The 15,576-nt window shown below is 42.5% G+C and carries 12 protein-coding genes; all 12 read left to right on the forward strand.

From position 1 onward, the window contains the following. The first annotated feature begins 40 nt into the window (after positions 1–40). The 12 genes from DPF_RS01580 to asnB all read left to right on the forward strand — a co-directional run bounded on the left by DPF_RS01580 (position 41) and on the right by asnB (position 15,360). On the forward strand, positions 41–1,234 hold the full coding sequence (locus tag DPF_RS01580) for a carboxylate--amine ligase (protein ID WP_069857101.1): 1,194 nt from the start codon (positions 41–43) through the stop codon (positions 1,232–1,234). Next, positions 1,231–2,295: an NAD/NADP-dependent octopine/nopaline dehydrogenase family protein gene (locus DPF_RS01585; protein ID WP_069857102.1), complete on the forward strand. Its 1,065-nt coding sequence runs from the start codon at positions 1,231–1,233 to the stop codon at positions 2,293–2,295. Before DPF_RS01580 ends, DPF_RS01585 begins: the two co-directional genes overlap by 4 nt. Continuing rightward, a complete protein-coding gene (locus tag DPF_RS01590) occupies positions 2,282–3,730 on the forward strand; it encodes a lipopolysaccharide biosynthesis protein (RefSeq protein ID WP_069857103.1) in 1,449 nt (482 codons plus the stop codon). Before DPF_RS01585 ends, DPF_RS01590 begins: the two co-directional genes overlap by 14 nt. Before the next feature lie 10 nt (positions 3,731–3,740). Beyond that, positions 3,741–5,489 (forward strand): hypothetical protein, encoded by a 1,749-nt coding sequence (locus DPF_RS01595; RefSeq protein WP_069857104.1) that lies wholly within the window; start codon positions 3,741–3,743, stop codon positions 5,487–5,489. A 20-nt stretch (positions 5,490–5,509) separates the two neighbouring features. Continuing rightward, positions 5,510–6,886, forward strand: coding sequence for a polysaccharide deacetylase family protein (locus tag DPF_RS01600; RefSeq protein WP_069857105.1), 1,377 nt, complete (start codon positions 5,510–5,512; stop codon positions 6,884–6,886). 141 nt (positions 6,887–7,027) lie between these two features. Then, entirely contained in the window at positions 7,028–8,176 is a 1,149-nt protein-coding gene (wecB, locus tag DPF_RS01605; RefSeq protein WP_069857106.1) for a non-hydrolyzing UDP-N-acetylglucosamine 2-epimerase, read from the forward strand. A 10-nt stretch (positions 8,177–8,186) separates the two neighbouring features. Further along, positions 8,187–9,473: a glycosyltransferase family protein gene (locus tag DPF_RS13855; RefSeq protein WP_069857107.1), complete on the forward strand. Its 1,287-nt coding sequence runs from the start codon at positions 8,187–8,189 to the stop codon at positions 9,471–9,473. 382 nt (positions 9,474–9,855) lie between these two features. After that, positions 9,856–10,749, forward strand: a complete 894-nt coding sequence (rfbA, locus tag DPF_RS01615) for a glucose-1-phosphate thymidylyltransferase RfbA (RefSeq protein ID WP_069857108.1) — start codon at positions 9,856–9,858, stop codon at positions 10,747–10,749. After that, on the forward strand, positions 10,746–11,294 hold the full coding sequence (gene rfbC, locus DPF_RS01620; protein WP_069857109.1) for a dTDP-4-dehydrorhamnose 3,5-epimerase: 549 nt from the start codon (positions 10,746–10,748) through the stop codon (positions 11,292–11,294). The genes rfbA and rfbC overlap by 4 nt, the downstream gene beginning before the upstream one ends. Positions 11,295–11,426: 132 nt before the next feature. Then, complete coding sequence (locus DPF_RS01625; protein ID WP_069857110.1) at positions 11,427–12,362, forward strand: glycosyltransferase family 2 protein; 936 nt, start codon at positions 11,427–11,429, stop codon at positions 12,360–12,362. Beyond that, positions 12,359–13,420 (forward strand): glycosyltransferase family 4 protein, encoded by a 1,062-nt coding sequence (locus DPF_RS01630; protein WP_083254393.1) that lies wholly within the window; start codon positions 12,359–12,361, stop codon positions 13,418–13,420. The genes DPF_RS01625 and DPF_RS01630 overlap by 4 nt, the downstream gene beginning before the upstream one ends. Continuing rightward, positions 13,420–15,360, forward strand: coding sequence for an asparagine synthase (glutamine-hydrolyzing) (gene asnB / locus DPF_RS01635; RefSeq protein WP_069857112.1), 1,941 nt, complete (start codon positions 13,420–13,422; stop codon positions 15,358–15,360). The genes DPF_RS01630 and asnB overlap by 1 nt, the downstream gene beginning before the upstream one ends. Positions 15,361–15,576: the final 216 nt, after the last annotated feature.

The following is a 15,576-nucleotide window of genomic DNA, read 5'->3' on the forward strand; positions in this document are numbered from 1 at the left end:
AGGTAACACACTGTATATTTTTAAAAAACCATAAAAATTCATGAAAACAAAACACAACATTCCAGTAATCATTTTTGGAAGCCATATTGCCGCATATGGTGCTATAAAAGGGTTCATTACTAAAAAAGTTACTATATATATTGTTTGTCCTACAGGAAAAGGCATCGCAACGAAATCAAGATTTGTAAAAAAAACGTTAGTACTAGACCCAGACGACCCTCTTTTTATCAGTAAGGTATCAAATTTTTTGCATGAAATCGGAGGACATGCTGTTGCGATGGTTGCCGGAACGGACGAGTATCTAGATATACTATCTCAAAATATCGACAAATTCCCTGAAGGACTAAAATTTACCTTTTCAGACTGGAATATAGTTTCACAAGTTAGGCGTAAAATATTAACATACAAAAAATGTGAAGAGCTCGGCATTGGTTACCCTAAAACATTTTATATTCGGTCTAAAAATGAATTACTAAAAAACATCAGTGATATTGAAAAGATATTGCCTGTAATTTTAAAATCAGAAAAATCCAGCAAGCTTTTAAAAGAATATCATTTGAAAGGGGTTATCGCGCACTCTTCCGATGATATTTTGAGAGCATATCATAAATATTCTGGTTTTTATAACGAATTATTAATTTCCGAGTATATCCCTGGAGACGAGAGTTCTTTGGTAAACTTAATAGGAGTGAGCGACCGCAAAGGAGATTCGGTCGAAATTTTCATGAATAGAAAGGTAAGAATAGCTAGAGAATTCCTTTCGTGCACTTTAATGGAAGATTACTATTCGAATGAACTTTTGCAACAAAGTGTAATGTTAATAAAAGGGATGAAATATTTTGGTTATTTTAACCCTGAATTTAAAATCGACCCTCGCGACGGGCAGTTAAAACTAATGGAAATAAATGGCCGTATCACCCTTTCTAATTCACATGCCCTTTTAGCGGGGTTAAATTTGCCATATGCAATGTATTTGGTAGCTCTTGATTCATATCCTAATGAGCTTAAAATTTATCGCCAACGAGGAAGACTCCTTTGGTGGGAACCTCTAGGTGACATTGTTTCATCTCTAAAAATGATAAAACATAACAAATTGAACATATTTTCATTCTTTAAAAGCTTGGTTGCAACTAAATATATTTTCGAACCATTTTGTATAAAAGATCCATGGGTAGGGTTTTTATGGTTAGGCCATTTTGCACTTCATGCAATTAAAAAATTGATTAAAATATGAAACCGATAGCAGTGATTGGAGCAGGAAATTCAGGATTGGCGATGGCTGCGCATTTAGCGTTAGAAGGTCATCCGGTTCATCTTTGGAACCGAACAGAAAAAAATATCTCTCAGCTATCTAGGACAAAAACGATACATTGTTCAGGGGTAATATCAGGTAAAGCTAAAATCAAACTCGTAACGGATAATTTATGTCGAGCATTGGAAGGAGTCGAACTGATCCTCATAACAACTCCAGCGAATTCTCACAGACAACTGGCTCAACAGCTATCTCCATTTATTCAATCCGACCACAAAATTTTATTAAATCCTGGAAGAACTTTTGGAGCTTTAGAATTTGAATATATTTTTAAAAAAAATCTAAACAAAAAAAATATTCCTATAGCGGAATCTCAAACAATTATATATACATGTAGAAAAACAAATGAAGATTCTGTTAACATCTTAGCATTCAAGCAGCCCGTATGGATTGCGTCTAAATGCCGAGATCAATCAGAAGAAATTATTCAGAGCCTGCCCTTTTGCTTAAGACAACACTTTATCCCGATAGATTCTTTATTAAAAACATCCCTTGGAAATGTAGGGCCCGTTTTGCATTGCGCGCCAGTCTTACTCAATACAGGATGGATAGAAAATAAAAAAACAATATTTAAATATTATTACGATGGAATAACAATAACGATCGCTAATTATATCGAAAAAATTGACGAGATTCGTGTCGGGATAGGTCGCAATATAGGAGTTGAATTGGAGGATGTAGCAACATGGATGCAAAGAAGCTATCAAGTTAAGGGAGATAATCTTTTTCAATGTATCCAAAATAATAACTTCTACAAGACAATTGATGCTCCTCAAAATCTTCATCACCGTTATCTATTCGAAGATATTCCGTGTGGGCTAGTACCTTTTGAGGATCTAGGAATAGCCCTGGGAGTCAACGTTTCACTAATTACCCACCTCATCAATTTTGCTTGTTCGTTGATGAATTTTGATTTCAGGAAAAATGGCCGAACCCTTGACCGCATAGGAATTTCCAAGCGGGCTCTCAATGACCTTAAATAACAATTCATACCAACATAAAATTTTTTTTGGTGCTCTTTTCATGCTAACCGGAGGGCTGGGGAAAAACATAATTGCCTTCGGTGTTAATTTGATTCTAGCACGCCTTTTAACTCCTAGTGATTTTGGATCTGTTGCTATTGTTGTATCCATAATTAGCATTTTGAAAATATTTGCAGAACTTGGCACCTCTGTAGCGCTTGTTCAAAGAAAAACCATTACTCTGAAAATAAAAGACAGTGCCTTTACAGCTACACTTGTTGTAACGTTAACTTTTATTATCATTCTCTGGATATCAGCTAATACTATATCAAATTATTTCAACAATAAAGTTCTTAAAGATTTAATTCACATCGCGGCTTTTAGCTATGTTTTTTTGGGTATATTTTCTCTATACAGAAGCCTTCTCCTTAGGGACTTACGGTATAAAGCCATTTCTGTTATTGAATTCATAGGCGTAATCATATCATCAGTAGTTACGGTTTCTCTAGCGTGTTTCAATATTGGGCCAAGCAGTATTGTATGGGGACAACTTGCCTCGGCCGGGTGTCTTCTTTTTCTTGGATTCGCTCTGACCCGCTATGTCCCTAAGAGCCTCGGTGATTGGTCCAGCTTAAAAGAACTTTTTAGCTTTGGCATCTGGGTATCTCTTAGCCGAGTATTAGGCAATGCATCTGGCCAATTTGATAAATTCATCATAGGCAAACTCATTGATCCCGGGACATTAGGCGGCTATTATCTGGCCCAAAAAATTGTAATGATCCTTCCTTCTATTTTCACAGGGGTAATTGATCAGGTGATGCTGCCAATATATTCCCAATGGCAAGATAGCCCCAGTCGAATTGAAAAAGGTTATTGGAAAGGACTACGCATATCCGCTTTACTTGTTTTACCCGCCATGGCACTTCTGGCAGCAATCGCTCATCCCTTAATATACCTTTTACTGGGACAAGCTTGGTGCAATATAGTCCCGTTGATCCAAATATTTTGTATATTTGGTGCCATACAGGGACTGGGAGGAGGCATCTTTGGTTCAGTCATATATGCATCAGGAAAACCCCAAACGATGATCCTTGTTAATGCGTTTAGAATCATAATGCTTCCGTTGTGTGTTTTTATTGGAAGTTTTTCCGGAATACTAGGTATTTCATACGGAATGGTAGCCTTTGGAATTATCGGACGATTATTTAATCAGTACATCTTAACTCGTATATTCAACTTTAAATTTTCACTTTTTTTTTCAACAATTGCACTCCCGATAACCATAAATATTGTTATTTATTTTCTCACGATAAAGATCTCTTTGCTGTCAAATAATCTAATCTTATCATTATTTATATCTTCTTTATTTTTTACTCTATGCTATATTGTCACTATATGTATTTTATTTACAGATGATTTTTTGTTTATAAAAAACTCACTTTTAACTAGACGTTAAGCATATCATTATGAATAAAAAAATAATGGGATGCAGCATTGGTAATTGCGTACATGTTGCAGGAGTTGCGAACTTTTTTAGACTTGCTGATACTCGCGGATTTGATACTATTTTACTAGGGGCTGCTGTTTCTCCCGATCGTCTGGCGAATGAAGTTTTTACCCAAAAACCGGATATATTATGTGTCGGATATCGATTGACTCCGGAAAATGGTCAAAAAATACTGTTACGACTTATTCGTCTTTTACAAAATTATACTTTGCCTATTAAAAAGATTTTTGGCGGCACTCCAAAGACAGTTGCGCTAGCGAAACAGCTAGATTTTTTTGATTATTTTTTTATTGGAGAGGAAAGTATTGATCGCCTTGAATCTGTTTTTTCTTGGCTTAAGGGAGGAGATTTCCCTGCGGTTAACTCTCTTGCTACAAAACGACGCCCGGCAGTACAACTGGCACTTGATTCTCTCCCAATGATAAATAATCAAGGGATGCAGATGCCCTTGCTCCGTCATCATTTCGGTTTACCACGCATGCAAGACACCATTGATGGCGTGACGAGAATTGCCGAATCCGAGGCGCTCGATATAATTTCATTGGCTCCAGACCAAAATGCACAAGAATTTTTTTTCCGACCTGAAGAACAAAATTCTTCCCTAAACGGTGCTGGAGGTTTTCCTGTCCGAAATAAAAGTGAACTGCTTGAACTCAACCTTGCTCGAAAATATGGAAATTACCCATATTTAAAAATATACTCAGGAACTCAGGATCTTTTATCGTGGGCGCAATTAAGTTGCGAAACCATTGACAACGCGTGGGGGACTATTCCACTTTGTTGGTATAGTGAACTTGACGGACGCTCAAAAAGGCCACTTGAGACAGCCATCACTGAAAATATTGATGTCATAAAATGGTACGCATCCGTTGGTAAACCAGTTGAAATCAATGAAGCCCATCATTGGTCCCTTCGAGATGCTCCAGATGTCATTGCGATTGTAATGGCTTATATCGCAGCTTATATAGCCAAAAAAAGTGGTGTGAAGCAATATATCGCACAATATATGTTCAACAACCCAAGCTTTACATCCATGCCGCATGATATCGCCAAGATGGCGGTTAAAACAATGCTTGTTCAATCACTTGAGGACGATTCTTTCAGGACATATCGACAGCTGCGTGCGGGATTAGCTCATTTTTCAATAGACTTGGATGTGGCTAAAGGACAAATTGGCGCGGCCACATCAATGATGATGGCATTCAACCCCCACATCCTTCATGTCGTTGGATTCACCGAAGGCGATCACGCAGCAAACGCCGAAGAGGTTATCGAAAGTTGTAAAATTACTCGTGGCGTCATTAAAAATATATCTTATGGCTTACCTAATATATTTGCAGATAAAAACATTAAAAACAAAGCGATATCATTATTTAAGCAATCCCAAATATTATTAAATGCCATAAGGTTATTTGGCTATAAAATTGGCAGCGAAGACCCCTTATCCGATCCTAAAGTTATATCAGAATCGATCAAAAAAGGTATCCTAGATGCACCGCATTTGCGTGGACAACCTTGTGCCCTAGGGTCAATAAAAACATTACCATGGGATGGGGGATGTGTTGCTACTGATCAGAATGGTAATGCTATTTCTGAACAGCAACGGCTTGCCGCACCGATGAGACAATTAGGAATTGACCCTAGAGAGCTATTAGATTTTGATCCCCTTTTTGGTAAATTTTCCCTACCTCAACTCACAATATCATAAATTGGCTTTAATAACCACTCATGATAACAATTTTTTCATCCCCAACCTGCCAACCCGAGCGCGAGTACATTTGCCACGTACTCTTCAAAGAATTTCTTGGGCTGGAATATCGCATCACATTTTCAGACCAACATTTTTGGACAATTCAGGAAAGCAATGGATACGCACTCATCCTTCCTGACCATCTTTTCCAGGTACCTCAAAACAAATGGCTTACACCGGATTCCCTTCCATCCCAGCCCCTCCAGATCTGGGACACCAGCGCTGCGGGAATCCATTGCCCTCTTGTCAGCCCTAAAATCCCGATCATTTATGGTGATTTGGAATTTCCATCCAAGTTCCCCTTTTTAAACCCCAAACCCGAAAAACACTACATTCTCCCCATCGATATTCTTGGTTCTGCCTTCTTCATGCTCACCCGCTACGAAGAAGTGGTAAAAACAGATAGGGATGAACATGGTCGTTTTCCAGCAACAGCCAGCCTGGCATTTCAAGAAGGATTTCTCGATAGGCCGATTGTTAATGAGTATCTTGAAATACTTTGGTTTTATCTGAAAAAAATCACGAAAAACGAAAAACGAAAAACGAAAAAATTCGCCGTAATCCCTACTCACGATGTAGACGTTCCGTATCGATATCGATTTGTCCCCCCGTGGAAAATCGCTAAGACCTTGGCTGGCGACTTGGTCAAACGAAAAAGTCCTCGTCTTTTTTGTGAAAATGTATGGAACATCGTTACCAGTAAAAAAGATCCATACGATAATTTTGACCTAATCATGGACATTTCCGAGCGGGCAGGTCTGGCTTCTTCGTTTTATTTTATGGCGGGAGGAAAGACGAGATTTGATTCGCCCTATCCTCTTGATCATCCGGCATTACAAGACATTATTCAATCAATTCATGATCGCGGACATCATGTCGGCTTCCATCCGAGCTATGCAGCTGGGTTAGATAAGAGAATCTGGAAGGAGGAGATGAGCACCTTGCGCAGAGCCGCTGGTGACATCCCCTTGGTGGGCGGGCGAGAACACTATCTGCGCTTCAAAACTCCGGAAACCTGGCGATATTGGGCTGAGTCTGAAATGCCGTATGACTCCACCCTGAGCTTTGCCGATATGGCGGGTTTTCGTTGTGGGGTATGTTATCCGTTTCCGGTTTTCGATGTGGAGAAGCGGCAGTTGCTCGATCTGATGGAACGGCCCCTGATCATGATGGAATGCACGGTTATTGACGAACGGTACATGAATCTTGGAGCCACGGAAGCAGCGGAAAAGTACATGCAGGTGCTCAAGGAGCGATGCATGATATTTAATGGTGAGTATGTTGTGCTCTGGCACAATACAAGGTTTGTGGATGATGAAGAGATAGGTTTGTATAAAGAATTGATTGAAGCATGAATTTTTCTATTCAAAAATTGATTTGAAATAGTTTCGAATTATAAATGACTCCAAAATGGCCGGTGTTATGCGTCCACCTTAAAATACCGAAGGCCAAAAAATATAATCAATACCTGCAAGCACATATAGGTCAGCTGAATTATGAAAATTCTTACCATTGTTGGTGCCCGGCCCCAGTTCATCAAGGCGGCCATGGTCAGTCGGGCGATTATCGCCCATAATGAACAATTGGATTCCGATAATCGTAACGTTATCACTGAAGTCATCCTTCATACCGGCCAGCACTATGACGACAACATGAGCCGAATTTTCTTCGACCAAATGGGCATCCCCAAACCTGCCTGCAATCTGCAAGTCGGCTCGGGAACGCATGGAGATACTACAGGCAAAATGCTTGGCGGTATCGAGAAAGTGATTCTTGATGAAGAACCGGACTGGGTTCTGGTCTACGGGGATACTAATTCCACTCTGGCCGGAGCTCTAGCCGCCTCCAAGCTCCATGTTCCGGTTGCCCATGTGGAAGCGGGACTTCGATCTTTTAACAAAAAAATGCCGGAAGAAATCAACCGCATCCTGACAGACCATGTTTCATCACTTCTTTTTTGTCCTACCACCACTGCTGTCAAAAATCTCGCCAACGAAGGAATTACAGACAATGTGCATCATGTGGGCGACGTAATGTATGATGCGGCATTAGTGTTTGGAGAAATTGCAGAAAAACAGTCGAAAATTCTTTGTCAGTTATCTCTTTTGCCCAAATCTTATTATTTGGCAACGGTTCACAGAGCGGAAAATACGGATAACTTTGAGCGTCTGAAAAATATTTTTGACGCATTTTGCGAGATCGCGACTGAAGATTGCCCGATCATTCTCCCGCTTCATCCAAGAACAAAAAAGGCTCTTCTAAAGATTGGCCTTGCCGTTGAAAAAGACTGTTTGACTGATAATATTGAATTCTCGACTCCCTTGGAATTTGCCAATCCACATGTGAAGGCTACTCAACCGATTTCCTTTTTGGACATGGTTATGCTTGAAAAAAATGCGAAAGCCATCATGACCGATTCTGGAGGAGTCCAAAAGGAAGCGTATTTCCACAAAGTTCCTTGTGTGACATTGCGGGATGAAACAGAGTGGGTGGAGACGGTTGATGCGGGGTGGAATAAGCTTGTTGGTGCTGACAAACATATGATTATGGAAGAATGTATGGCTGAAGATATTTCGTTACGTGTTTATCATCTTTATGGTAAGGGAAATGGAGGGGAGCAAATTGTCTCCTCTTTGTTCTGTTAAGAGAATAGCTATGAAAATACTAATCATTACTCATTATTTTCCTCCAATGAATTCTATTGCATCATTGCGTCCATATTCCTGGGCAAAGTACTGGTCGAGAGCAGGGCATGATGTGACAGTTCTAACGACAAAAAAAAACAATAGCTGTAGTAATTTAAATCTAGAAAATAATGGATTTGACATTATTCGTTCTAACTTTAAATTTATTAATAATTTAAGAAGTAGTGGCAAAGTAATAGGTGAAAACAAAAAGAATATAAGTTATCGCAGTTTAACATTTTTAAAAAATAAATTAAAAAGGATAAGCTATAAAACAGGTTGTTTTTTATGGGACTGTAGAATTCCTAATATATTTCATTTTTGGGTAAATGATGCTGTAGAAAAAATTAAATATTCAAACAAAACATTTGATGTCGCTGTTTCTACATTTGCACCGTATGCAACGTTCGATATTGGATATAAACTAAAATCCATGGGGATCGTAAAAAAACTAGTGCTTGATTACCGTGATTTATGGTTAGATAGCCACATGTTTAAAGGTATTTTTCCGTTTCAAATTTATGAAAAAAAATTAGAAAAGAAATATATTTCAGAAGCGAACATTGTGGTAACTGTTAGTAAGCCTCTTAGTTCCATTTTACAAAACAAATATCCTGATGCTCGTGTAGAAACTATTGAAAATGGTTTTGACAACGAAGATATTGAAAATATATCTCCAGAGCCTTACTGGAATGATGATAAAATAAGAATTGTATATACAGGAAGTATTTATCCCGGCAAACGAGATCCAAGTCCTCTATTTAAGGCTATTAATGGTTTGAAAACAAGAAAAAATTATAATTTTCTGCTAAAAAAACTTGAAATACTGTTTGTCGGAGGGAGTTGTAAAAATATTGAAGAACTCGCTTTCAAATATGGTATTCACGAACATGTGAAATATGGCGGTTTTTTACCTCGTGAAGATGCACTGCGAATGCAGCGAGATGCCCACGTATTGCTTTTTTTAGAGTTTGAAGCTCCGGGGGTAGATGGAATTTTAACAGGAAAACTTTTTGAATATCTTGCATCAGGAACTGAAATTTGGGGGGTGGGAGTTACTGAAAAAAGCTCCTCCGGACACCTCATTAAAGAGGCAGGGGCAGGAAAACTATTCGGTAAAAATTGCGATTTGATTGAAAAATCTATTTTGGAGTTGTTGGTATCAGAACTCAAACCGAAATTGAAAGTGAATAAGAAGGTTATTAATCGGTATGACCGGGAAATGCTCGCGGAAAGGTTAATCCATTTGGTGCAATAGAGGAATCCGATACCCACTGATCCTTTTTGATTCTAAGTGTGTTGTAACGTTTTTCAACTGCCATCCTGGATTCCGGAGATTTATAACGAATCGGTAGTGGCCGGTTAAGGACTTGCGTGTCCGATTGTATGAGGATCACCATTGCGAGTATCAGCAAGCTTACCTTCTGTTTCCCTGAGTACATCCTGAATTATGCAATGGGCGGCCTGCCCCTTCGAACTGATTTTTGCACCATCAGCATATTCTAAAAGGCTGAAACTGTTTCGTTGGCAAAATTGGATTAAAAAAATTATACACAATAAGTAAATGATTCCCCGCTGTTTCAATCCCTACCCTTCTTAAAACAGTAAGTGATCAATTTATTTCGCAGGATTCAATCCCTATGCTTCTAAAATCTCGTGTAGGCATCATCCTCGCCGGTGGTTCAGGTACTCGCTTGTACCCCCTTACTCAAGGGATCAGCAAACAGCTGATGCCCATTTATGACAAGCCCATGATTTATTACCCACTGAGCACGTTAATGCTGGCAGGGATCAGGGATATTCTTGTCATTTCAACCCCGTCAGATCTGCCCTTGTACAGACGTCTTCTGGGTGACGGCTCACAATGGGGGCTTTCGTTATCCTATGTCGAACAGCCATCCCCGGATGGTCTGGCCCAGGCGTTTCTCATCGGGGAATCATTTATTGGCGATTCCCCCTGTGCTTTGGTCTTGGGCGATAATATCTTTTATGGCCACAGCCTCCCCAAGGGATTGAAGACTGCGACTGAGCGCAAACAGGGGGCAACGATCTTCGGATATCATGTATCCAACCCGACGGCTTACGGCGTTGCGGAATTCGATCCAGCCGGAAATGTCATTTCTCTGGAAGAAAAACCCGTCAGGCCCAAGTCCAATTTCGCAATAACCGGGCTCTATTTTTATGACAATCAGGTTGTGGACATTGCCAAGTCCATCACCCCCTCTGCACGGGGAGAACTTGAAATTACGGATGTGAACAGACGCTATCTGGAAAGGGAGCAGCTTCACATGGAATTTTTGAGCCGCGGGTGCGCATGGCTGGATACCGGGACTCATGACAATCTGCTTGCTGCTGCCCTTTTTGTGCAGACCTTGGAAAAACGCCAGGGGCTCAAGATTGCCTGTCCCGAAGAGATCGCCTTCAGACAGGGATTTATCACTGCAGATGACCTGGTGCGTCAGGCCGAACCGCTACGCAAGAGCGGATACGGGGAGTACCTGCTTGGACTCCTCAATCAGGAGAATCCTTCATGAAATGTATACCTACAGGCATCCCTGATGTCCTAATTCTTGAACCCCGCATCTTTGGAGACAACAGGGGTTTTTTCATGGAAACCTGGAATCGCAGGGACTTTGCCCAGCTGGGCATTGATCGGGATTTTGTCCAGGATAATCACAGCCAATCACGCAAGGGCATCCTGCGCGGCCTGCATTATCAGATCCGACATCCCCAGGGAAAGCTGGTTCGTGTTATTCGGGGAGAAGTGTTTGATGTGGCTGTTGATATCCGCAAGCATTCCCCTACCTTCGGCAAGTGGGAGGGCGTGATTCTTTCCGAAGAAAACAGACGTATGCTCTGGATTCCTCCAGGATTTGCCCATGGCTTTTATGTGACCAGCGAGACAGCAGAATTCGTATACAAGTGCACAGATTTCTACGCGCCTCAGTATGAACGTTCCATCATCTGGAATGATCCGGATATCGGCATTGACTGGCCTTTGGATGGGGAGGAACCAGTGCTTTCGGAAAAGGATCAAAACGGGACATGTTTTGCCCAGGCTGAGGTGTTTGAAAGATAAACCAGAAAAGGTACGAGCTAACTGTTTAACAATGTCCTCAAGTCTGTAGCAGGATCACACTCTGTAAATTTGACTATTTGTGGACCATTTTTCTACCTGTTGCCGCAATAAACACTTACAAGGTAAATAAAGTTGATCGATATCATCACTGTTAACTGGAACGCTGGCTATCAACTCAAAGAATGTCTGGAGTCCGTTATCGCCAACAACAAAAACGAAGTATCCCGTATTATCGTGGTGGATAATGGATCAACAGACAATTCAGCCAATGAAGTTGAAAAGTTACCCAATGTTGAGGTCATCCGCACTGGCCAGAACCTTGGCTTTGCAGCGGCCTGCAATATTGGCGCGAAGGCTGGTCAGTCACCCTACATACTTTTTCTGAACCCGGATACACGGCTTGAACCAGAGTCCCTCTCTATACCTCTGGCCTTTATGGAAAACCCCGAAAACAAGAAAGTCGGTATTTGCGGTATCCAACTTGTTGACGAACAAGGCAAGGTAAGTCGGACTTGTGCACGTTTTCCTACGTTAGGGCGCCTGTTGTCCTCCGCTCTGGGGTTCGATAAATTGCCGGGGTTGAAGGGCCGTGGAGTTCATATGGCTGACTGGGACCATTGCACGACAACTCGTGTTGGTCACGTTATGGGAGCGTTTTATTTTATACGACGTGAAACATTTGAACTCGCTGGTGGATTTGATGAACGTTTCTTCGTTTATCTGGAGGATGTTGATCTATCAAAACGGGTGGCCCAAATTGGCTGGGATATTTGGTACTTAACTCAATCCCGAGCCTATCATGCCGGTGGGGGTACATCACGACAGGTAAAGGCGCGTCGCCTTTTTTATTCATTGCGCAGTCGTTTGCTTTACGCTTTTAAGCATTTTCCTGTCTGGCAAGCGTGGCTGTTGATATTCATCACGAATGCAATCGAACCGTTTACCCGTTCCGTCTGGTGTTTGATGCGTGGTGATGTCGTTGGAGTTAAGAACACTTTTGAGGCGTACCGTATGCTTTGGCGTTCTATGGGACATATTTTGCGAGGCGATGGGCGATACAATCCATGAAAGTACTTCTACTCTCTCGATACGGACCTCTTGGTGCTAGCTCACGCGTTCGTTTCCTGCAGTACCTACCCTATTTTGAGTCGCAAGGTATTGAAGTCAGGGTAAAGCCGTTACTGTCGGATGCATATGTTAAGGCGCTGTATAATGGATGCTTCTGTTTGCACGAAGTACTTCAAGGATACACAACACGCATACTGGCTATGCTCACGGCTCGATATTTTGATGTTGTGATCATTGAGAAAGAACTTTTTCCCTTCATGCCTGCCATCGCAGAACGCATCCTGAAATTTACTCGCGTTCCTTACGTTGTTGATTACGATGATGCCTTATTTCACCGTTACGATTGCCACCCTAACCATTGGGTTAGACGGCTGTTGGGAAAAAAAATCGATACAGTGATGCGTCATGCGAAATGTGTGATTGCTGGCAATCAATATTTAGCCGACCGGGCAAAAAAAGCCGGTGCCCCAAAAGTTGAAATCATCCCTACAGTAGTTGATACGGATCGCTATCAGCCAAGGCCACGATCAAACCCAAACGAATTAACAGTAGGGTGGATAGGCACTCCGAAAACCAGCCGATACTTACAGCCCCTTTTGCCGGTGTTTGCATCCCTCAAACAGAAATTTTCAGTTCGGTTTGTAGCGGTAGGAGCCAACCATGAAGATTTCGAAGGGACACCTGTCGATGTCTGGCCATGGTCGGAGGATTCAGAAGTGGCTTCAGTGCAACAGTTTGATATTGGCATTATGCCACTGGTTGATTCTCCTTGGGAACGAGGCAAGTGTGGGTATAAATTGATTCAGTATATGGCTTGTGGCCTGCCCGTAGTAGCATCGCCTGTGGGAGTAAATCGAGAAATTGTCAAAGATGGCGAAAACGGTTTTTTGGCGGATTCAGTTGATGATTGGGCTGAAGCGTTGACTACAATACTTAAGGCAAATCTGTCGCAAATCAAAAATTTCGGCAATAAAGGGCGTAAGCTAGTTGTTAACAGGTATTCATTGCAAGCCCAAGCCTCTAGGTTTTGCGCTGTGGTAAAAGAGGCAAAAAACTAATGTGTGGTATTACCGGTTTCTGGGCTCCAGACACAATCATTGCCCCCAATGCTGCCGTACAAATGGCACAGCGTATCGTGTCCCGTGGTCCGGATGATTCGGGCGTATGGTTTGACAAGAGCCTTGGCTTGGCCCTTGCCCACCGTCGATTGTCCATTATTGACCTGACTCCAGCAGGTCACCAGCCTATGCGCTCCCCTTGTGGGCGGTATGTGCTGGTGTATAACGGCGAAATTTACAATCACCAGGATCTGCGCAAGGAACTGGAGCAGGAAGGTGGTGCTTTTGCCTGGAAAGGCCATTCGGACACGGAAACACTACTCGCGGCCCTGCGGCACTGGGGGATACAAGGCGCACTGGAACGACTAAACGGCATGTTTGCCTTTGCGCTCTGGGATGCGGTTGATCGCACCTTGTATCTGGCCCGTGATCGCATGGGCGAAAAGCCACTCTATTATGGACGCAGTGGTGATGTCTTCCTTTTTGGTTCCGAACTCAAGGCGTTGACAGCCCATCCAGACTGTCAGGGTGAGGTGGATAGAAATGCCCTTGCCCTGTACCTGCGCCACAATTGTGTGCCATCTCCGTGGAGCATTTATAAGGGCATTTACAAACTGCCACCAGCTCACTTTGTGACGATACGAGAAGGTGGCAAGAATATAGGCACACCAGTATGCTACTGGAACCTGGGACAGATTGCGGAACAGGGCGCATCCAAGGCTGATGGTGATGCCCGACAAATGATTGACGAGCTGGATTCGCTGCTGCGAGACGCCATTGGCCAACGCATGATGGCGGATGTGCCCTTGGGGGCCTTTCTGTCCGGAGGTTATGATTCCACCACCGTGGCGGCTCTGATGCAGACCCAAAGTGACCGTCCGATCAAAACATTTTCCATCGGATTCCACGACGCTGACTTCAACGAGGCACAGCATGCGCGAGCAGTAGCGGAACATCTGGGAACCGACCATACCGAACTGTATGTCACCCCAGAAGAGACCATGGCAGTGATTCCCAAATTGCCGGTTATCTACGATGAACCCTTTGCCGACTCTTCCCAGATTCCCACCTTTCTGGTCAGTCAGCTGGCGCGCCAGCAGGTTACCGTAGCTCTTTCTGGCGATGGAGGTGATGAGCTTTTCTGTGGCTATAACCGTTATGCTATGGGCTATCAGATATGGAATAAACTGCGTTACCTGCCTAGACCTTTACGGCAAATGTTATCTACAGTGTTAAACCATGCTCCGGGCCATACTTTGGATGCCATTCAACATCGATTGCCAAATCGGTTTAAAGTATCAAATCTCGCGGATCGTTTACCAAAGCTGGCGGATGTTCTGTCGTATCAGGATGGTCAATCCTTTTATCGACGATTGATTTCACACTTCAAAACACCCGATGACATCGTTCCAGGTGCAACCGAGCCGGACACAATTCTTTGTTGGCCTGAACGCTTGCCGAAGCTATCCGGTTTACGTGAGCAGATGATGTACCTGGACCAGATGACCTACCTGCCGGACGATATCCTCACCAAGGTAGACCGGGCCAGTATGGCGGTAAGTCTGGAAGCGCGGGTGCCCCTGCTGGATCACCGGCTGGTGGAATTCGCTTGGCGGGTACCTACGAAGTTTAAGTATCGCAATGGACAGGGTAAATGGTTGCTCCGCCAGGTCCTTTATCGTTACGTACCACGTGAACTCATGGAGCGACCCAAGCAGGGCTTCGGCGTGCCCATAGAACATTGGCTGCGGGGCCCCCTGCGGGATTGGGCTGAAGAATTATTGGATGAGCACCGGTTACGCGAAGAGGGCTTCTTTAATCCTGCGCCCATCAGAACAATGTGGAAAGAGCATGTTACCGGGAAAAGGCGGTGGCACTATTATCTTTGGGATATTTTAATGTTTCAGCAATGGCTTAACACCGTTTCCTCAAGTCTGTAGCAGGACCAGGATCAGATTTTGGTTGCCACATGAATTCCACACAAAACATCAACAAACACGAAATATCTACCGCGAAAACGTTTGCATTTTCCTCCTCCAAAATCTTTGGGATGGTTTTTATATGATTTGACTGCAAAAACTCTCTACAATAACGAAAAATTACTACCTATACTATTTACAAAATATACAAAATTTAGTATATATTATCGAAATTAA

The sequence above is a fragment of the Desulfoplanes formicivorans genome (assembly GCF_001748225.1).
GTDB lineage: Bacteria > Desulfobacterota > Desulfovibrionia > Desulfovibrionales > Desulfomicrobiaceae > Desulfoplanes > Desulfoplanes formicivorans.